The organism is Paraburkholderia sp. BR10923 (genome assembly GCF_040948765.1).
GTDB classification, from domain to species: domain Bacteria; phylum Pseudomonadota; class Gammaproteobacteria; order Burkholderiales; family Burkholderiaceae; genus Paraburkholderia; species Paraburkholderia youngii.
The window spans coordinates 30,548-49,900 of the sequence record NZ_JBFPKO010000035.1; the positions used below are offsets into that span (position 1 = coordinate 30,548).

Below are 19,353 nucleotides of genomic sequence, written 5' to 3' on the forward strand. Positions count from 1 at the left end.
CAGATGCAATTGAAAGTGTGTTTCGCCAGGTCGTGGATCCGATTCGGCGTCCTGCCGTGTTTACTCCATTCCAAAGCCGCCGCTGACGGGAAGGTAGTGCCCGGTGGTGAAGCCCGACGCTTCGCTTGCGAGGTAGACGACCGTATCGGCCACTTCCGTCGGATGCGCGAGCCGGCCCATCGGTATCGATGCCGCGATCGCCTTCAGGCGCTCCGCGGAAATCAGGCCTGCCGAGGTCGCACCTTCGACGGTGGTCGGCGCGACGAGATTGGCGGTAATGCCGTGCGGCGCCAATTCAAGCGCGACATAGCGCACAAACTGGTCGAGAGCCGCCTTCGCGGTGCCGAGCGTGATCATCCCGTTGCGCGGCCGACGTGACAGCAGCGCACTCAGATAGATGAGCCGGCCATGCCTCCGGGTCATCATGCCCGGAACCACGGCCTTGGTTGCCAGAAAGGCGGCGTGCAGTTCCGTATCCAGCTTTCCGCCAAGCTGCTCCCAGCTCAGGTCGGCGAACGAGGTCACGTCATACGGCGTCAGCGCGTTGTGCACGAGGACGTCGACTCCGCCCCAGCGCTCGTTCACGTGCTCCACCATCGCGGCGACGTCGTCAGACCGGGTGACGTCGGCTTTAATCGCGATGGCTTCACCGCCGGCCGCAGCGATCGTGGCGACCACGTCATCGGCCTGAGCCGCGCTGTTGCGATGATTGACGACGACCTTGTAGCCTTGCCTGCCCAAGGCGGCCGCAATGGCTGCGCCGATACCTCGGCTTGCTCCAGTGATTAGCGCGACGGACATGGTGTCACCTCCGTGTTGGGATTGATTGGATATTCACAACTGGAGCACGCGCGCGGCTCCGCGTTGGTGTAATTCGTTGTACTCATGTGCGAAGCGACTCCTTATCAGGTCAGTGATGGATGCATCGGCAAACAACGCGCAAATCATGGACACTTATTGCATTCGTCGCGTCGTGAACGCGTCGTGTGTCTTTCTGTTATCTACAGTACCGCGTCGATATGTTCAGTACTACGCATGTCGGGTCATGGACACTATTCCGTCGTGGAATGAAGCTCGTCTCTCCTCATGCGATGCGGATCGACGAGGCATCCGATCGCACATCTACTATTGAAACGGCATATACATCTGCAGCCAGACGCGGTTTCCTTCTGGCCGGTTGCGGACCATCATTTCGCGCTGGTACTTGAGTGCGACGGAAAACTTGCGATTGCCGTATGCGATCGACGGGCCCACGCCCAACGCCTGTCCGCGGTTGCCATTGCCGTTGACCGGAACGCCGTGTTGTAAATCGTCCGTCGTCTGCTTGTAGAAATACCCGCTCACGCCGACCTGCCACATCGGCGTGAAGCGATAACCGGCGTTGTAGTCGACGATGAATTCATTGCCGGAGTGATAATCGGTAGCGTGATTGACCGAGTTCACGCTGTAAAGCGCTCGCGCGCTGAATTCGATATTCGGCGTCGGCAACCATGTGACCGCGTAATTCGGCTGCATCGAATAGTAGTTGCGGCCGGGATTGACGATCCGGCCCGGGTCGTAGCTGCCTGTCGGGACAAAAAATTCGAGGCCAATCACCTGATGCAGGTTGCCGATATGCCAGCCGAGGAAAAGCGGTCCGAGCGTCAGATCGGACCGCCCCGTCGCATGCCCGCTCTTGTGTACCCGACCTTTTGGCGTGTGCGCGTCGAAGTGCACGTCGAGATTGACGAACGGGATGTTGGTCCTCGACTCGAGCGTCGCACCGAACAGCGTCACGTCCCGCCACACGTGCGACAAGCGGAATGCCAATGCCTGCGCATGAAGCGAAAAATCCGATACGCTGCTCGATGGGTCGCCGTTGTTTCCTGCCAGCGTGGTCGCTTCGTAGTCTTGCAGGTAGACATACAAGTGATTGCCAGGGGCCGGCTGAATGCCCGGCAGCAGTGTGTTCACGCCGACCGGATAGTTGTTCCCCCCGCCCTCGGTTGCATGGACGGTTGCTACCCGGCAGCATGATGCAACCGCGGCGCCCGCGATGAGCGGGACGCTGACACACCGACGCAAGCCGCGATACTCGAAAAAGGGCATGGCTTTCCCTTCGCGCTCGTCAGGCAACGCACGGCGCTTTAGATATTGCTCTGAGTTGGACTGCGAATGAAGTGCTTGTGAGAGGCCGTGCGCCTCACGCACCAGCCCGGCGATGCGAACCGGGCGTGTGCGTGTGCTGTAAGCACAAGCACCGCAAAGCGTCTGAAGCGCGCTTCGTCGGGACGCTATGAGTTTCGGTCCCGATCGGAATGGACCGGGTAATCGGGTGCGAACATCAGATTGGGGAAATCGGGCTTGTTTGCGGCAGAGGTTCGCGAACCGTTATACGTCATGGGCTCGATTGCACGGGAATGTCCTGCTCGCGAATCGTCACTTCGCAAATCTTCGGCGTGCGGATATCGTCGTGGAATGATGCACGCTGCGGACTCGCGCTCGAGTCCGCGCGGCGCCGCTTGCGGTGGTAATTGCGCGTAGGACATTTCACTTCTCCCGGTATCGGGCAGACCTACCGGTCACCCGCAATGGAGAACGCTCGGGATTTGGCCGTACACCGTGCCTTCCGAACCGTCGCTGTTGGACTACATTAGGCTAGCCAGAATGATCGCTCTATAGACGCGGCGTCATAGACACTATTCCGCCGCGTAATGGGGCGGACCGGCGTAGGACGTAATCAATCTGCCACCGGTCTTGCCAGTAACCGCAGGCAAGAACGCACGCAAGATGACACTATCCAGACAGCCTTGAACTTCAGCGCGATGTGAAACGAGTTAAGGATGCTTCCCCTAGCGAGCTGGCTGCCATCCACAGCCTGGCCGAATTCGCGAGCGTCATCGCTGATCTGCGTTTGCTGGAATGGCTCCGCCGTTGCAGGCAATCCGAGGGACGACAGGTAGCGGTCGTGTTCGCTTGCCCATTGCGCATGCACGCGAGTTCAGCCGATGGCTTCTACGATCAGCCCGCCGTGGTCGGCGGCGTTTTGGAGGCGTTCGCCGCCGTGGTCGCCGACAAGGCGGCCCATGCGCGCTCGGCGTTTTCGCATAGCGAGGTTGCCGCCAACGCTGCGGTCGAAATTGTCGCCATTGCTAAGATTCCGCGCGCCTGAGCGGCCCGCACCACACGCAATTGATGCCCTTCCCGCTTCGCGCCCCGCAAGTCGCGACTCGAAGCGCCTCGTGAGCCGGCCCAAAGCCGGCTCACTTCACTTAGAACATATCCGACGCCGCCTGACGCACCGCGTGCTTGCCGCCAGCTTCCTGCTCATTGCGAGAGGGGATGAAAGGCCCGGTGATCATCTCCGCATAGCTTTGTCCCGGCCCGACCATCGGAAACACATCGGCGTTCTGGTCGATCATCACTTCGAGAAAAGCCGGCCCGGGGAATCCGACGAAAGCTCGGAGCTTGCCTTCCAATTCGGCGATCGCCTCGACGCGCTGCGCAAACTCGAACCCGTCGGCCTTGGCCGCCATCACGAAGTCCTTCCGATGAAGTGACTTGTCGCTCACGCATAAGCGTCCGTCATAAAAGAGACGCTGCCACTGCCGGATCATCCCGTCACCGACGTTGTTGAGCAACAGCACCTTGATTGGAACGCCATACGTGGTCGCGGTCTCGAGGTCGCCGATATTCATCCGCATGCTGCCGTCGCCGTCGATGTCGATCACGAGGGCATCCGGGCGCCCTATCTGCGCGCCGATCGCCGCGGGCAGCCCGAAGCCCATCGTCCCCATGCTGCCCGAACTCAGAAAGCTTCGCGGCTCGACGAAGTCGAAGAACTGCGCAGCCCACATCTGGTGCTGCCCCACGCCGGTAGTCACGATGGCCCGGCCGCCGGTGATCTCGCTGAGCTTTTCGACGACGAACTGCGGCTGGATCAGCGGGCTGTTGCGCTCGTAGTTCATGCCGTAATGCCGCTTCAGTTCGCCAATATGGTCGAGCCACGCCGCCGGAGCCTCGAACTGTGCATCGTAGTCCATCAACGATAGCAACGCGTTCTTCGCATCGCCGACATGGGCCCAATGCGCGCGTTTCACCTTGTTGATTTCGGCCTCGTCGATATCGATGTGCGCGACGTAGCGCGCTCGCGGCGCAAAGGCGTGGGGGCGGCCGCCGGCGACGCGGTCGTCGAACCGTGCGCCCACCGCGATCAGAAAATCGCAATCCTCCACTGCATAGTTCGCACAGGCTGCCCCGTGCATGCCGAGCATGCCAAGGCCCAGTTCGTGTTTTACCGATATCGTGCCGAGCCCCATCAACGAATGCACCACGGGAATCCGGTAACGCTCGGCGAACTGCCGCAGCTCCCGGGTCGCCCCAGCTGTGATGATGCCGCCGCCGACATACAGCAGCGGACGCCGGCTTTGCGCGAGCAAATCGAAAAACTCCGCGCGCTTGCCGTGGTCGAGATGCGCGCCTTTGGCCACCTTGCGAAGACGATCGGAGTAGCCGCGAAACGCGAGCGTGCCCTGCCCCTGCCACCTACCGGTCCAGTTCTGGATATCTTTCGGCACATCGACGACGACGGGGCCGGGCCGTCCGGTGCGCGCGACTTCGAATGCAGTGCGCAGTGTCTGTTCGAGTTTGTCCGGATCGGTGACGAGAAACACCTGCTTCGCGCACGCCGACATGATGTTGAACACCGGCGCCTCCTGGAATGCATCGCTGCCGATCGCGCCGCGCGGCACCTGTCCGCAGATCAGCACGACCGGCACCGAATCGCCGTTGCAGTCGGCGATCGGCGTCACCGCGTTGGTCGCGCCGGGGCCGGACGTGACCATGAAAACGCCGACCTTGCCGCTCGCGCGCGCATAGCCCGCGGCCATGAAGCCCGCAGCCTGTTCGTTGACCGGTACGACGAGGTTGATCTGCCGTGCCGGATCGTGTGCATGCAGTTCGTTGAAACGGAACACAGCGTCGTAGGTCGGCAGGATTGCACCGCCGCTATAGCCGAACACGGTATCGACGCCCTGTTCGCTGAGCACGCGCAAGATGATGTCGGCACCCGACATCGATTCACCGGCAGACGGTGCTTCATGAATTTCCTGCACGGCAGTTTTCGGGTTTTTGCTCATACCTGACTCGCGTCAAACTGGTCCTCTGGATTCTGACGACAATCGCCGCGGCTTGCCTGGACAAAAGGTTCATCCACGGGCCAGCATGGATCGCATCCGGGCCATCCAACGGCGCGGCGATCCGATCCGGCGAAGCGGCTTCGGATGACGACGTCGACTTCGACTTTCGCGTCGGGATCGACCGACTTCATCGCATGCACGATCGTCGGAGCATCATCTTTACGGACGACAGTTTTCATCGCGACCTTCATGATTTACCTCTGCAGTCAACGACGTTCGAACCAGGCGGTAACGCGCGATCAATCGGGGGTTGTCTGGACATCGACTACCGCCCCCCGATTCGCGCCGATCCAGTGAATCGCGGCGGCGAGCACGCCGAGCGCGATACCGAATACGACGATGCCGGTCCACCCATAGCGCGCCATCAGCCAGCCGCTAAGCGTCGCGCCGACCGCACCGCCGAAAAACGTGGCCGTCATATAAAGGCTATTGATGCGCCCCTGAGCTTTCGGATCGACGGCAAAAGCGCGCGTCTGATTCGATACAAGGCCGGACTGCACGCCGATATCGAGCACGATCACGCCGACGATCAACAGCGTCAGCGAGCTCGCCGCGCCCGACAGCAACAGATACGCGAGCGTGACGATGCCGATACTGGCGCCGATCACCTTGCGGAACCCGACGCGATCGGTCGCATTGCCGCCGAGTGAAGCGGCGAACGCGCCGGCCGCGCCGATTACGCCGAAACCGCCCGCCCACGCGCTGCCGAGATGCCACGGTCCGCTCGCGAGAAGCGCCGCGAGATTGACCCAGAACGCGTTGAAACACGCCCACAGCAAAGCCTGGATCAGCATCGATTCGCGAATTGGACGGTTGTCGCGCGCAAGCGGCCACAGCGAGGCGAGCAGACGTCCATAGGAGAGGTTTGTCGACGGCACGCCGCGCGGCAGCAGCGCCGCGGCCGCGATCCAGACCGGCACCATGAAGGCCGCTTCGGCGCCGTATACCGCGCGCCATCCATACGCCGCGCCGATCACGCCGGCGACCGTACGTCCGGCCAGGATGCCGATCATGATCCCGCTCACGACGGTGCCGACGTTCCGCCCGCGCTCGCTCGGCCGCGACATGACGGCGGCGAACGGCACCAGTTGCTGCGGAACGCAGCTGACGATGCCGAGACCAAACGACGCCCCGACGAGCGACCAGATGCCGGGCGCGACGGCCGCGGCGACGCCGAACACGCACGCGAGCGCGATCTGGATCAGCACGAGCTTGCGGCGGTCGAACCGATCGCCGAGCGGCAGCAGCAATGCGAGCCCGCTCGAAAAACCGAGCAGTGCCGCCGCAGCGACCAGGTCGACCGTCGTCACGTCGACGCGCAGGCCCGCCGCGATCAGCGGCAGGATCGGCTGCGTGCAGTAAATGTTGGTGATCACCGCGCCGGCAATGATCGCCATCATGAGGATCTTTCCGCGCGACACGAATGCGGGCGCGGCGGAACGATCGGTGAGGTGGGTTGAGTCGGGCACTGCAAAGCTCCTTATTGTTTACTCGCTCCGGCTTTTGCGGCGACATGCCGCCCTCCGGCTTCCGGTTATGAACGTTACGCGCTTGCGTTGATCAAGAGAATCCGTCAGGATCGAGATTCATCCTTCCATCGAACGAGAGGATCATGAACCGTCTCGAAGCGATGTCCATCCTCGTCGCGGTCGTCGATGCGGGCAGTCTGTCGGCTGCCGCCCGCCGGCTCGACATGCCGCTCGCCACGGTCAGCCGCAAGGTTGGAGAACTCGAATCGCATCTGAAAACACGTTTGCTTCACCGCACCACGCGCCAGCTATCGTTGACCGAGGCCGGCGCTTCCTACGTCGCCGCGTGCCGGCGGATTCTCGAAGAGATCGGCGAAGCCGAGCGCGCCGCGACGGGCGAATACGCGGCACCGAGGGGCCAACTGGTGGTCACCGCGCCGATCGTTTTCGGCCGGCTGCACGTCGTGCCGGTGGTCGCGGATTTTCTGGCGCACTACCCGGAAATCGACATCGATCTCGTGCTGACGGACCGCATCGTGCATCTGCTCGACGAGCACGCCGACGTCGCGATCCGGATCGGCGAACTCCCCGACAGCACGCTGGTCGCGAGGCGCGTCGGCGCGGTGCGCCGGGTCATCTGCGGCAGTCCCGCGTACCTCGATGCGCAGGGTGTGCCGGCCAGACCACCGGATCTCGGCGCGCATCGCTGCATCACGTTCGAAGTGCTCGAGTCGACGCGCGCGTGGACCTTCGGCTCCGGCCAGTCGGTGCTGACCGTGCCGGTGCAGTCTCGCCTCACCGTGAACACGGCGGACGCCGCGATCGCGGCGGCGATTCTCGGCGTCGGACTGATACGTGTGCTCTCCTACCAGGTGGCGGACGCGATCCATGCGAACGAGCTTCGTGTCGTGCTCGATGCGTTCGAGTCGGCGCCGTTGCCGATCCATCTCGTGCATGCGGGGCAAACGCCGTTGCCTTTGAAGCTGCGCGCCTTTCTCGACTTCGCGACACCACGGCTGCACGCGCGCATCTCAGGACAACCGATCAGAGCGACCGACGCCTGAGCGCGGCCGCGTCGCGGCGGTCTCCACTCCGGACGCGATTTCCACGACATCGCCGGGGCGTTGGTTACCCGCCGTAGGTCGATTCCCATCCCCCTCCCAGCGCTTTGCAGAGCGTGATCAGATTGGTCGCGGCGGTGGCTTTGCTCTTCTGCAGATTGCTCTGCGCTTCGAGCAATTGCCGCTGTACGTTCAGCACGTCGAGATAGTCGAGCGCGCCCGCCTTGTAGCGTGCCCGCGCGACCACGAGCGCGCGCTCGTTCATGCTGACGGCCGCGGCCAACCGATCGCGGCGGCGTTGTTCGGCATCGTAGGTGACGAGCGCATCGTCGACTTCTTGCCACGCCCGCAGCACCGTCTGCCTGTAGACGATGGCGGCTTCCTGTTGCTGCGCTTCACGCAATTGCAGCGTGCCCTTCAGACGACCGCCCTCGAAGATCGGCAACGTGATCGACGGTCCCACGACGAACTGCCCGGACGCCCAGCTGCCGAGATTCGACAATTGCAGGCTCTGCAGGCCCGCGCTGCCGTTCAGCGTAATGCGCGGATAGAAATCGGCCTTCGCGACGCCGACCGTCGCGGTCGCCGCATGCAGGTCCGCCTCCGCCTTGCGGATATCGGGCCGGCGCTGCACGAGCTCCGACGGAAAGCCGATCGGCACCTGTGCGGGCAACACCGGCACCTCGCGAGGCGCGGCAAGCGTCTGCCGCAGCGCCCCGGGTTCCTGCCCGAGCAGCAGCCCGATCGCGTTGATCGTGGTCTCGGAGCGCGACTCCAGCGTCGGAATCAGGCTTTCGATGTTTTCCACCTGCGCGGCGGCGTTCGATACGTCGAGATCGGTGGTGACGCCTTCATGCGCACGAACCCGCGTGAGCTTGAGCGCATCATTGGCGATGTCGAGATTCTGTTTCGCGATCTGGAGCAGGTCCTGCGTGTCGCGCAGCTCGATATAGTCGCGCGCCAGCTCCGCGCGCGCGCTCAACAGCACGGCGTTGCGGTCCTCGTACGAGGCCTCTGACATCGCGGTCGCCGCTTCGACGCTGCGGCGCACGTGCCCCCACAGATCGATCTCCCACGACGCATCGAACCCAGCCTGATACAGGTTATAGGCGGGCGAGCCATTGGAGCCCGGCATGGCCGCCACCCCGAGCGGCGCGCTGCCGGAAGCCGATTGCGGCTGGCTCTGCGTCGGGGTAACGCCGAGCAGCGACAGGATGCCGTTTTCGCTGCCGCGTTCGCGGTTGTACGAAGCGGCGCCGTCGAGGGTCGGGTACTCGGCCGCGCCGACCACGCGGCGCTCGGCCCGGCTTTGCAGCAAACGCGCGGAGGCCGCTGCGACGTCCAGATTGGCGTCGGCTAGCTGCTTTTCCAGATCGTTCAATACCGGATCGTTGAACAGCGTCCACCAGTCTGGACCGAACTGGGCTTGCACGGCGCGGCTCGGCGACTGCGCGGCTTGCGTGCGCTCGAACACCCGCGGCGTAGCCGTCTGTGGGCGTTCGAAGTTCGGACCCACCGTACATGCCGTCAGCGCAATACAGGTCAGAAGCGCGGCGACGACACCGCGCAAGGAGTATTCGCTCGTGTTCATTCTCTTTCCGCTCCCTCGGCCGTGGCTTCGTCACCGTGGCCTACCTTGACTTCCGCCTCGACCGAAAGCCCCACGCTCAATGCCGACGCCTTCGCCTGGCCGCGATCGATCGTGATCTTGACGGGTACCCGCTGCACGACCTTCGTGAAGTTGCCGGTGGCGTTGTCGGGCGCGATTGGCGCGAAGCTGACGCCGGTCGCGGGAGCGAGACTATCGATCCGGCCGCGGATCACGACGCCGGGCAGGCTATCCACCGTCACGCGCACGGTTTCACCCGGCCGCATGTTGGTGATCTGGCTTTCCTGGAAGTTGGCGACCACGTACGCATCCGATAGCGGCACGATCGCCAGCACCGGCGCGCCAGGCGTCACGAACGCGCCGAGCCGCGCCGATCGGCGGCCGACCTTGCCGTCGACGGGCGCGCGGATCTCCGTATACGAGAGGTTCAGCTTCGCCTGCTCGAGCGCAGCCTCGGCATGTTGCAGTGCGCCTGCGGCCTTGTCGCGCTGCGTGCGCAGCACGTCCAGATTCTGCTCGGTGGCCAGCAACGCCGCCTGATCGTGCGACTGCTGCGCAAGCTGCTGCGCGAGTGTGCTCGAAGCGCGTTGCTGTTCCTGTGCCGTCCCAGCGCCGGCGTCGGAAAGGTTCTGGTAACGCGACGCGTTAGCCCGAGCAAAACCGATCGATGCGTCGTCGGCACGCAGCGTCGCGCGCGCCTGCTCGACCAGCGACGGCTGCCGCGCAATCTCCGCGTCGAAGTTCGCCACCGACGCCTTCGCCGCGACCACTTCCGCCTCGGCGCTCATCAACGCCGCGCGAAAGTCGCGGTCATCAATGCGCACGAGCAGTTGGCCCGCTTTCACGTCCTCGTTGTCGTTGACCAGTACGTCGGTGATCTGGCCCGGGACGCGCGGCGCGACGAGCGTGAAGTCCGCGGTGACGTAGGCGTCGTTGGTGGACTCGGTACTCGGGCTCGCAAAGAGCCTCGTAGCAGCCCATGCAGCAAGGCCGACGACGCCGATGACCGCGGCAACACGAAAGATCTTCAGTGGGGAGGGCATAGTCGATGACATGGAAATCGTTCCTCAATGCGAAGAAGGCGGCGTCGTGCTCCACGGCGGATAGATGCGCACAGGTAACACGGGAACCAGCAGAAGAAGCGCAACGGCAACACACGCCATCACGCGATACAGATCGGCGGAGGTCAGAACCACCGCCTGTTCGTGAATCCGGTGCGCGAACTGACCGAGACCGTAGTTCGCGTCGACGCCCTGGTTCGCGATCAGTAACCGGTTGCCCAGTTGATCGACCAGCATGCTCGAATGAAAGTGCTCGCGCGCAGTCCCCACAGCTTCGATGAGTCCGCTCGCCAGCGCCGCGGAAAACGTCTTGACGGTATTGAACATCGCCGAAGCGAACGGACCCTCGGTGGGCGGCAGCCCCGTCGTCACGCCCATCAGGATCGACATGATCACCAACGGCTGCGCGACGATCTGCAACGATTGCAGCAGGTAGAAGTTGTCGCGAATCCATTCCGACGTCATAAAGCTTCCCAACGCGCAGGTCGCGAACATCAGCGCGAGACCCGTGGCGATCACCCAGCGGTGATCGGCGCGGCGCGTGTTGAGCAAAGCAGCCGTCAGCGGCAATGTGATCAACAGCGGGATGGCCAGAGACAGCGACAGCGGCGCGGTCTGCAGCGGGCGGTAGCCATGCACTTTCGCGAGATACTGGCCCGGAATCGCCGCCATGCCCACCAGCAGGATCACGGTGCCGACCAAGGTCGAAAGTCCATGCGTGAAGTTCCTGCGCGCAAGCAGCTGAAGCTTGAAAAACGGCACCGGCTGAAACCATTCGTTGACGAGAAATGCGACCAGCAACAGCGACCCCGCGCCGAACATCACGCGAATGAACCCGGAGTCGAACCAGTCGAGACGATCGCCTTGCAATAGACCGGTCACGAGCATCGCGACCGCGGGAAATCCGGTCACGAAGCCGACCCAGTCGAACGAGCGAAACCGCTCGAGCTTCATCGGGTCCGCGGGAAGCCCCTGCTGAATGGCTACGCAGCACAGCACCCCTAGCGGAACGATCTGCCAGAACGCCATCCGCCAGCTGACGAACTCGGTCCACAATGCGGCGAGCGGCGTGCCGAGGGCCGGCCCGAAGGTCGCCGTCAGCGCATAGCCGGCGAGGCCATACAGCTTCAGATTGGGCGGCAGATAGCGCAGCGCCACGATGATTAGCATCGGCGGCAGGCATCCGCCCGCGATTCCCTGCAGGATGCGCAACAGGTACAGAGCCGGCAGATTTGGAGCCAACGGGCACAGCAGGCCTAAGCACATCGTCGCCAGCACCGCGCCGATCGTGAAGCGCTTGAGCGTGAACGTGATGCCGAACCACGGCGCAAACACCATCGTTGCGACGTTCGCCGCTTCGAATAGTGCGGTTAGCCAGGTTGCGTCATCATGTCCGATCAGGAAGGCGCCCTGGATATCCGCCATCGCGGCCGCGGTGACCTGCTCGTTGAGGATCGCCAGCAGCGACGCGAACAGCATGCCGACGAGCCCGAGCGCGATGCGCGCCGTAAAGCTCACCTGCGCAGGGGGCGTCTGGGGCGGCGCCGCCATCACGCGCAAGGGAGCGGGCTCCGGCGATCGCGGAATACTCGGCGCTTCCATTTCAGTCGTCATAGGTTTCACCCGCTCCCGTTTGGTTAGCTGTACTGCCCGATAGGCATAGTCAGCTGTCGGCTCACCGCGCTTCGCTGCTGTTCACCGATTGCTTAATTGTCAGAGATCGGGACGATTTCCGAAAGCTTCGGCATGTCGGGTTTTGGGCCATCTAGTACGGAAAACTGGCCAGGCCACGCTGTCGCGAACGGCTGCGTGCCGCGTGCGGCACGGGCGCAAAAGCGTGCGTCGCGACGCAAAACCGGGTGGTTCGTCGCGGGCCATTCCATTCAGTTGCTGGCTTGAGAGTCAGGCGAAACGCCGATGCGCGACCAGCGGTTACCGGCTGGCCGGAATTGACCCGTATGTGTTCGGGCCAAAGCGGGAGATATGGCTCAGTGCGGCCGTGGAGGCAGCAAAGCGAGATGGAGGCAGCAAGCGGCCGCCTAATCGAAGCGCGTCAATTCCGCCGCAATACGGAGCTCGCGATACGCGCTCACCAGTGCATCGAGGCTGAAGGACCGGTTCAGGCCGCTTGGGTTAGGCAGCACCCATACGCGCGCACCGCCGAAATTGCGCGCTTGCAGGCCCCATTCGATCTCACGCTGGCCGGACATTTCGGCGAGCGCCACCTTGCCGAGAAACGCGATGAATCGCGGCGCGTAGTGTCGGATCTTCTGTTCGAACTGCGCCGCAGCGGCTTGAATCTCCGCCTTCGACAACTGGTCCGCACTAGCCGTCGGGCGGGCGACCGCAGCAGTCAGACCATATCCACCGTTCAGCAATTGACGGTCGTTCTCGGGGCGAAACTCCTCCTGTGTGAAACCTGCACGATGAAGAACCCTCCAGAACCGGTTGCCCCTGCCTGCAAAGTGATGTCCAGTCGACGCCGCGAGCAACCCGGGATTGATGCCGCAAAAGAGGATCGACAATCCGGGCCCGATGACGTCGGGCAGGGATTGCGCGGCATCGTCATTCGCTATCGGCGACACGTCTGAAAGCTCCGCGATGGACTCACTGTTGCGCACTCGCCTCCCCTCTGAATCGCATCCGATATTGCTTCGGGGTGACGTTGAGTCGCCGCGAGAAAGTCGTGCGCATATGCGTGGCGTTGTGAAAGCCGCATTTGAACGCGACCGTCTTTAGCGGAGCATCGGTATTCTCGAGCAGCTTTCTTGCTGTATCGACGCGCACCTGCTCGACGAACACCGAGGGCGTCAACTTCGCGTGCTTCGCGAACACCCGCGACAAGGTGCGGCGGCTCACCGAGGCCGCGCTCGCGAGGTCGTCGATCGACAGCGCCTCGGTAATATGCTCGCTCACAAATCGATAGACCTTGTGAAGGATCGGATCTTCGTCCTTGCCCGCACCAATGTAGGGGCTGTACTGCGACTGACCGCCTTCGCGCTGGATATACACGACCAGACGCTTCGCGACCCGCACCGCGAGCTCGTGCCCCCAGTCCTCGGCAACGAGCGCGAGACACAGATCGATGCCAGCGGTCACGCCGGCCGATGTGAATAGCCGTCCGTCGCGAACGAAGATTCTGTCCGGCTGCACATTGGCTTGCGGAAATTCACTGGACAGCCGATGCGCGTCCGACCAGTGCGTCGTGACCTCCTTGCCGTCGAGCAACCCGGCATGCGCGAGCACGAACGCGCCATTGCACACGGAGCCGAAGCGGCCCGCGCTGCGCGCCTGATTCTGCAACCACGCCAGGAATTCATTCGATGGCTGGGCATCGGGTAACTGCGGTCCTCCTGCGACCAGCAGCAGGTCCCATTGAACGTCACGGTCGGCATAGCCAAACGAAACCGCCAGCTGCATGCCATTCGAGCAGGTCACGGTGCCCGCCTCGCGCCCGACCAGTGTGACCTCGTAGCGCTGATGCTCGGGCAGAAACGTATTCGCCTCGGCGAACACATCGAGTGGGCCTGCTACATCCAGCGCCTGCACACCATCGAATACAACAATGGCGACTTTCATGCCGTGACCTTCATGACGGGAACTATGTTTGCGATGCGTGGCGCAGCTTACCGCATCATCGGCCGCGCATGCCGTCAGCGTCTGGAAAAACTATTGTGTCTGCGAGTAACAAATCTGTCGCGGCCACGATGCCCGACACGCCGCACGCCTCGACCGCGTGCGTGGCTCAAAACCTCAACTAGTTGGCAGATGAACGCACCATCCGCATGTTTCCGCCACTGCCTCGCTTAACTAGACTGTGTACACGACCGCGGCCCGGGCATATCAACCGGGCATGCCGGGAAGTCTCCCGCTCAGGACGGCGCTTGTGACGCGCGTCAATGCCTGGCTGTACCGTGGGCGACTATACGCAGCGATAGCAGTCACTTCATGTGTTGCGGCCGGCTCACGACCGCACAGCGACCAAGGGCAGATTCATCATGTTCAAGGAACGTCAGAGATCCTTCCTGTTCGGGGGCAACGCCCCCTACGTCGAAGAGCAATATGAGCTTTACCTGGCTGACCCGGATGGGGTCACGGCCGAGTGGCGGGCGTGGTTCGATGCGTTGCGCGATACCCCCGCCAGCGACGGCAGCGATCGCGACGACCAGCCGCATGCACCGGTGATCTCCAGCTTCGTCGAACTGGCAAAGCGAACGCCGCGTGCCGTCGTCGCGGCCGGCCACGACGACGATAACCAGACCGATGAGAAGGCCGTCGACGCGCTGGGCCTCGCGAGAAAGCAGGTCGCGGTGCAATCGCTGATCGCCGCGTTCCGGATGATCGGCACGCGCGTCGCCGATCTCGACCCGCTCGCCTGGACGCCGCCCCGCTCCTACGCCGAACTGACCCCGGCCTACTACGGCCTGTCGGCCGCCGACATGTCGACCACCTTCAGCACCGCCGACACCTTTCTGTTCGAGGACGACGCGACGCTGAAAGACATCGTCGACGCGCTCGAGCAAACGTACACCGGCACACTCGGCGCCGAGTTCATGCACCTCGCCGACGCGCAGCAACGGCGCTGGTGGCAGATGCGGCTCGAATCCACGCGAGCGAGACCGACGCTACAAGCCGCGGAAAAACTGCGGCTGCTCGAACGTTTGAGCGCGGCCGAAGGGCTCGAAAAACACCTGCATTCACGCTATGTCGGGCAAACGCGTTTCTCGCTCGAAGGCGGCGAGTCGTTGATCGTGCTGCTCGACGAACTGGTCCGCTATGGTGCGTCCAAAAAGCTGCGCGCGCTCGTGATGGGCATGGCGCACCGCGGCCGCCTGAACGTGCTCGTGAATATCGTCGGCAAGCCGCTACGCGCGCTGTTCGACGAATTCGATGGCAAGAATGCCGAGAAACTGACGGCAGGCGATGTCAAGTATCACAAGGGCTTCACGAGTTCGGTCGAAACCGACGACGGACCGGTTGAAGTGACGCTCGCGTTCAACCCGTCGCACCTGGAGATCGTCGATCCCGTCGTGCAAGGCATGGCGCGCGCGAAGGCGGAGCTCGCCGGCAGTGCCGACGGCGACGACGTGCTGCCGGTGGAAATCCACGGCGACGCGGCGATGTCCGGCCAGGGCGTAGTGATGGAAACGCTGAGCCTTTCGTATACGCGCGGACACGGAACGGGCGGCACCGTCCACGTCGTCGTCAACAACCAGATCGGCTTCACGACTTCCGATCCGCGCGACACGCGTTCGTCGTTCTATACGACCGATGTCGCGAAGATGATTGAAGCGCCGATCCTGCACGTCAATGGCGACGACCCAGAAGCGGTCGCGATGGCGGTGAGGATGGCGCTCGACTATCGCACCACCTTCAAACGCAGCGTCGTCATCGATCTCGTTTGCTTCCGCAGATACGGGCATCAGGAGCAGGACACGCCAGGCATCACGCAGCCGCTGATGTATCGCTCGATCGCGAACCATCCAGGCGTGCGGACCCGCTACGCAAACCGGCTGATCCAGCAAGGCTTGCTGACGGCCGAAGAGGCGCAACACTACGTCAGCGCGCGCCGCGAGCTTTTCGAGCGGGCGCACGAAACCGTCGGTTCCTATGCGTCGCCGCTGCACGAGGAAGCCGGCAAGCGCGCGCGCTCAGCCCCGCAGAGAGGCGCAGCCCGCCACCTCGTCCCATCGGCCGACGATCTGCGCGCGCTCGCGCAGCGGATCTCGACCGTCCCCGCAGACCTGACGCTGCATCCGCTCGTCAGGAAGATGATCAGCGGGCGGCAGGAAATGGCCTCCGGAAAACGCCTGCTCGACTGGGGCATGGGTGAACACCTGGCATTCGCCTCGTTGCTCACAGCCGGGGTCAGTGTGCGGCTCAGCGGGCAGGACAGCGCCCGCGGGACCTTCAACCACCGGCACGCGGTGCTGCACGATCAGACTCGCATGCATCGTCCCGATGGGGTCTACGTTCCGCTCGATCATCTCGGCGCAGCGCAAGGCCGGTTCAGCGTGACGAACACAATTCTTTCCGAGGCCGCCGTGCTGGCATTCGAGTATGGCTATTCGACGGTGAATGGCAATGCGCTGGTGATCTGGGAAGCGCAATTCGGCGACTTCGCCAATGGCGCGCAGGTGGTGATCGACCAGTTCATCGCGGCGGGCGAGGCCAAGTGGGGACAACACAGCGGCCTGACGCTGTTCCTGCCTCACGGGCAGGAAGGCCAGGGCCCCGAGCATGCATCGGCGCGGCTCGAGCGCTACCTGCAATTGAGCGCGCAGAACAATATGCGGGTGACGCAACCGACCACCCCCGCGCAGCTGTTCCATTTGCTGCTGATGCAGGCCGGCACCGTCGAACGGCGCCCGCTCGTCGTGATGACGCCCAAGTCGCTGCTGCGCCACGCGGAAGCGACCAGCACCTTCGACGAGTTGAGTCACGGCGAATTCCGCGAGGTTTTACCGGACACCCACATCGACGCGTCCCGTGCGGCTGGTGTCGAGCGTGTGATCGTAACGAGCGGCAAGCTCTACTTCGAATTGCTCGATCATCGCCGCAGCGTCGGTATCACCGACACCCCGATCATCCGGGTCGAGCAGCTCTATCCCTTTCCGGCGCAACAGCTGGCTGCCGAACTCGCCCGCTATCCGAACTTGAAGACCGTGGTCTGGTGCCAGGAGGAAGCGCGCAACCAGGGCGCATGGAGTTTCGCCGAGCCGCTGCTACGCGAGATTCTGCCGACCGGCAAGGCGCTGCTGTACGCGGGACCGGATGCCTGGGCATCGACCGCGCCGGGATCGCACGCGGCGCATGCGGCAGTGCAATCCGCGCTCGTGTCGCGAGCGTTCACCGGCTGAGTGCGTATGCGTGTCGCGATGATGCTCTATGCAGGATTTCAGCTGCTCGAAGTCAGCGGTCCGATGGATGTGTTTCATCAGGCAAACCGGCTGTATGGGGGTGTCTTCTATGAATCGCATCTGATCGGCCCGTCGCCCGGGCCGGTGCTTGCTTCGAACGGAACGGCCGTGGGTACGACGGAATGCCTGTTCGATTCGCGCCCGCCATTCGATCTCGTCGTCGTGCCCGGCTCGCCGGTGCCCGGTTCTGCGCGCGAGCATCGCGAACTCGTGGACTGGCTGAGCGATGCGGGGCCAAAGGCCCATAGGCTCGCCTGTATTTCGAACGGCGCGTTTCTGCTTGCCAGCGCCGGTCTCGCCGATCGCCGCTGGCTGAATACCCATTGGCGCGACGCCGATCGCCTCGCGGCCGAATATCCGCTGGTCCATGTGATATCGAATCCCGGCTGCCTGAAGGATGGCAACCTGTACTCGTCGGGCGGTGCGAGTGCGGCAATTCACCTCGCGCTGTCGCTGGTGCGGGAAGACCTCGGCGAACATGCCGCGGGAACGATCGCCACGGCGTTGTTGACGCTGCCGGAACGAAACGCCGGGTGCGTACGGAGAAATCGATGTTAGACATGAACCTGATCCACAAGGCTCTCGCGAATCCGCTGCGGCGCGACATCCTCGGGTGGTTGAGAGCCCCCGCCGCGACCTTTCCGGACGACTACGCAGGCCACGGCCGCGGCGTACCCGTGCACGCGATCCAGGCGCGCAGCGGTCTGGCGCAGTCGACGGTATCGATGCATGTCGCCCTGCTGGTCGAGGCGGGACTTCTGGTTCCGCGGCGAGTCGGCCAATGGGTTTTCCTGTCGCGCAATGAAGAAGTGATACGGGCATTTACCGAACAGATTCGCATGCATTTGTAATGGATAAGCTCAACATGATGCGGATATTCGTCCGCATCGCTGAAGAAGGAAGCTTCACGGCAGCGTCCTCCCGTCTGGACATTCCGACGGCCAACGCGTCGCGGGCGGTCGCGCAACTCGAGATGCATCTGCGCACCCGTCTGCTGCACCGGAGTACCCGGCGGCTCGCGCTGACCGAGGCGGGCGAGCGATATCTGGATCGCTGCCAACAGATACTCGCCTCGGTCGACGAGGCCGACGCCGAGGCAGCCAATGCGCAAGTCAAACCCTCGGGCCGGCTGCGCGTGCATGCGTCGCCTGGTTTTGGCACGACGTATCTGGTGCCGGTAGCGGTCCACTATCGTGAGCGCTATCCTGCCGTGTCGGTCGAGCTGACGTTATCGTCTGGCACGCCCGATCTTCTCGACGATGGCTACGATCTGATGCTTCGATTGAGTTCGACCGATCTTCCGGACTCCGGACTCGTTTCGCATCGGCTCGGCGACGTCCACAGCGTGCTGTGCGCCGCGCCCGCTTATCTGCATGCGCGCGGCACGCCGCGCACGGTGCAGGACATTCGCGGTCACACGTGCCTACAGCTCGTCATGTCGATCTTCCCGCGCGATCGCTGGCATCTGGACGGACCCAACGGCCGCGAAACGATCGTGCTTCCAAGAGCCGCGGTCGAAATGAACTTGCCTGATGCGCTCGGTGTCGCCTTGCGCGAAGGGGTGGGCATCGGCGCGCTGCCGATGTCGAGTGCCCTGCCCTTGCTCAACAGCGGTGCGCTGGTTCGCGTGCTGCCGCAGTATCGGCTGCAGAAGCTGACGGCCTTCACGGTCCATGCATCGCGCCAGTATCTGGACGCCAAGATCAGAACTTTCGTCGATTTTCTGCGCGAGACCGTGCCGACGGCACTGGCCGAAGATGAGGCGGCGCTCGGTAGTTGAGCCCCGCCTCGGTGGCCTGCCGCTCGATGCCGTGTCGCGGCTGGCTGGACCTAGATCAATTCAACCCGCGTTTGCCTTGTGCTGGTGCGACGCCAAGCCTTGCGATTGGGATTGTGATTGCGGTTGCGCGGCTATCGCGCGGGAAACCGTTTCGTTTTGCTTGATGATCCTGTCGATCTCGGCGTCGGCCTTTGCATCGTACCGCGCAAAAACGTCGGTGCTATAGCGCGTGTTCTGCGCTGCGCCCAGCTGCGAACCGGACTCGTCCCGCGTGTC

The 19,353-nt window shown here is 63.4% G+C and carries 16 protein-coding genes and 1 pseudogene; 6 read left to right on the forward strand and 11 right to left on the reverse strand.

The annotated features are described in order from the left end of the window. Positions 1 to 60: 60 nt before the first annotated feature. A complete protein-coding gene (locus AB3X94_RS36635; protein ID WP_176105800.1) occupies positions 61 to 801 on the reverse strand; it encodes an SDR family NAD(P)-dependent oxidoreductase in 741 nt (246 codons plus the stop codon). 324 nt (positions 802 to 1,125) lie between these two features. Beyond that, positions 1,126 to 2,088: a transporter gene (locus tag AB3X94_RS36640; protein ID WP_368614057.1), complete on the reverse strand. Its 963-nt coding sequence runs from the start codon at positions 2,086 to 2,088 to the stop codon at positions 1,126 to 1,128. Positions 2,089 to 2,806: 718 nt separating this feature from the next. Here AB3X94_RS36640 and AB3X94_RS36645 point away from each other — a divergent pair. Beyond that, positions 2,807 to 3,151 (forward strand): hypothetical protein, encoded by a 345-nt coding sequence (locus tag AB3X94_RS36645; protein ID WP_368614058.1) that lies wholly within the window; start codon positions 2,807 to 2,809, stop codon positions 3,149 to 3,151. 100 nt (positions 3,152 to 3,251) lie between these two features. On the opposite strand, the gene ilvB is transcribed toward AB3X94_RS36645, so the two are convergent. The 3 genes from ilvB to AB3X94_RS36660 are packed head-to-tail and all read right to left on the reverse strand — an operon-like array spanning position 3,252 to position 6,646. Next, the gene (gene ilvB / locus AB3X94_RS36650) at positions 3,252 to 5,117 is read right to left on the reverse strand and encodes a biosynthetic-type acetolactate synthase large subunit (protein WP_368614059.1); all 1,866 of its coding nucleotides are present in this window, start codon (positions 5,115 to 5,117) and stop codon (positions 3,252 to 3,254) included. Continuing rightward, the gene (locus tag AB3X94_RS36655) at positions 5,114 to 5,368 is read right to left on the reverse strand and encodes a hypothetical protein (RefSeq protein ID WP_368614060.1); all 255 of its coding nucleotides are present in this window, start codon (positions 5,366 to 5,368) and stop codon (positions 5,114 to 5,116) included. The genes ilvB and AB3X94_RS36655 overlap by 4 nt, the downstream gene beginning before the upstream one ends. A 48-nt stretch (positions 5,369 to 5,416) precedes the next feature. Next, complete coding sequence (locus AB3X94_RS36660) at positions 5,417 to 6,646, reverse strand: MFS transporter (protein WP_368614061.1); 1,230 nt, start codon at positions 6,644 to 6,646, stop codon at positions 5,417 to 5,419. Positions 6,647 to 6,789: 143 nt separating this feature from the next. Between AB3X94_RS36660 and AB3X94_RS36665 the strand changes: the two genes are divergently transcribed. Next, positions 6,790 to 7,710 (forward strand): LysR family transcriptional regulator, encoded by a 921-nt coding sequence (locus AB3X94_RS36665; protein ID WP_368614062.1) that lies wholly within the window; start codon positions 6,790 to 6,792, stop codon positions 7,708 to 7,710. A 64-nt stretch (positions 7,711 to 7,774) separates the two neighbouring features. Here the strand turns inward: AB3X94_RS36665 and AB3X94_RS36670 are convergent, their stop codons facing one another. The 5 genes from AB3X94_RS36670 to AB3X94_RS36690 form a co-directional block, all read right to left on the reverse strand. Then, complete coding sequence (locus AB3X94_RS36670; protein ID WP_176105795.1) at positions 7,775 to 9,298, reverse strand: efflux transporter outer membrane subunit; 1,524 nt, start codon at positions 9,296 to 9,298, stop codon at positions 7,775 to 7,777. Then, positions 9,295 to 10,371 carry an HlyD family secretion protein gene (locus tag AB3X94_RS36675; RefSeq protein WP_368614063.1) on the reverse strand — a complete coding sequence of 359 codons (1,077 nt, stop codon included), beginning with the start codon at positions 10,369 to 10,371 and terminating at the stop codon, positions 9,295 to 9,297. The genes AB3X94_RS36670 and AB3X94_RS36675 overlap by 4 nt, the downstream gene beginning before the upstream one ends. 12 nt (positions 10,372 to 10,383) lie before the next feature. Further along, positions 10,384 to 11,928: an MFS transporter gene (locus AB3X94_RS36680; RefSeq protein WP_246392118.1), complete on the reverse strand. Its 1,545-nt coding sequence runs from the start codon at positions 11,926 to 11,928 to the stop codon at positions 10,384 to 10,386. Positions 11,929 to 12,416: 488 nt separating this feature from the next. Next, positions 12,417 to 12,953 (reverse strand): G/U mismatch-specific DNA glycosylase, encoded by a 537-nt coding sequence (gene mug / locus AB3X94_RS36685; RefSeq protein ID WP_368614066.1) that lies wholly within the window; start codon positions 12,951 to 12,953, stop codon positions 12,417 to 12,419. Positions 12,954 to 12,984: 31 nt separating this feature from the next. Then, positions 12,985 to 13,956, reverse strand: a complete 972-nt coding sequence (locus tag AB3X94_RS36690; RefSeq protein WP_176105791.1) for a GlxA family transcriptional regulator — start codon at positions 13,954 to 13,956, stop codon at positions 12,985 to 12,987. Between the two features lie 419 nt (positions 13,957 to 14,375). Here AB3X94_RS36690 and AB3X94_RS36695 point away from each other — a divergent pair, with 419 nt between their 5' ends. Genes AB3X94_RS36695 through AB3X94_RS36710 form a run of 4 tightly spaced genes read left to right on the forward strand, consistent with a single transcriptional unit; the run spans position 14,376 to position 19,077 of the window. Then, positions 14,376 to 17,237 (forward strand): 2-oxoglutarate dehydrogenase E1 component, encoded by a 2,862-nt coding sequence (locus tag AB3X94_RS36695; protein ID WP_368614064.1) that lies wholly within the window; start codon positions 14,376 to 14,378, stop codon positions 17,235 to 17,237. Between the two features lie 6 nt (positions 17,238 to 17,243). Then, entirely contained in the window at positions 17,244 to 17,855 is a 612-nt protein-coding gene (locus AB3X94_RS36700; protein ID WP_176105789.1) for an AraC family transcriptional regulator, read from the forward strand. Continuing rightward, positions 17,849 to 18,148, forward strand: coding sequence for a helix-turn-helix transcriptional regulator (locus AB3X94_RS36705; RefSeq protein WP_176105788.1), 300 nt, complete (start codon positions 17,849 to 17,851; stop codon positions 18,146 to 18,148). The genes AB3X94_RS36700 and AB3X94_RS36705 overlap by 7 nt, the downstream gene beginning before the upstream one ends. Next, complete coding sequence (locus tag AB3X94_RS36710; RefSeq protein ID WP_368614065.1) at positions 18,148 to 19,077, forward strand: LysR family transcriptional regulator; 930 nt, start codon at positions 18,148 to 18,150, stop codon at positions 19,075 to 19,077. Before AB3X94_RS36705 ends, AB3X94_RS36710 begins: the two co-directional genes overlap by 1 nt. A 60-nt stretch (positions 19,078 to 19,137) precedes the next feature. On the opposite strand, the pseudogene AB3X94_RS36715 reads toward AB3X94_RS36710, so the two are convergent. After that, positions 19,138 to 19,353 (reverse strand): annotated as a pseudogene (locus tag AB3X94_RS36715) (EmrA/EmrK family multidrug efflux transporter periplasmic adaptor subunit); the annotation flags it as partial.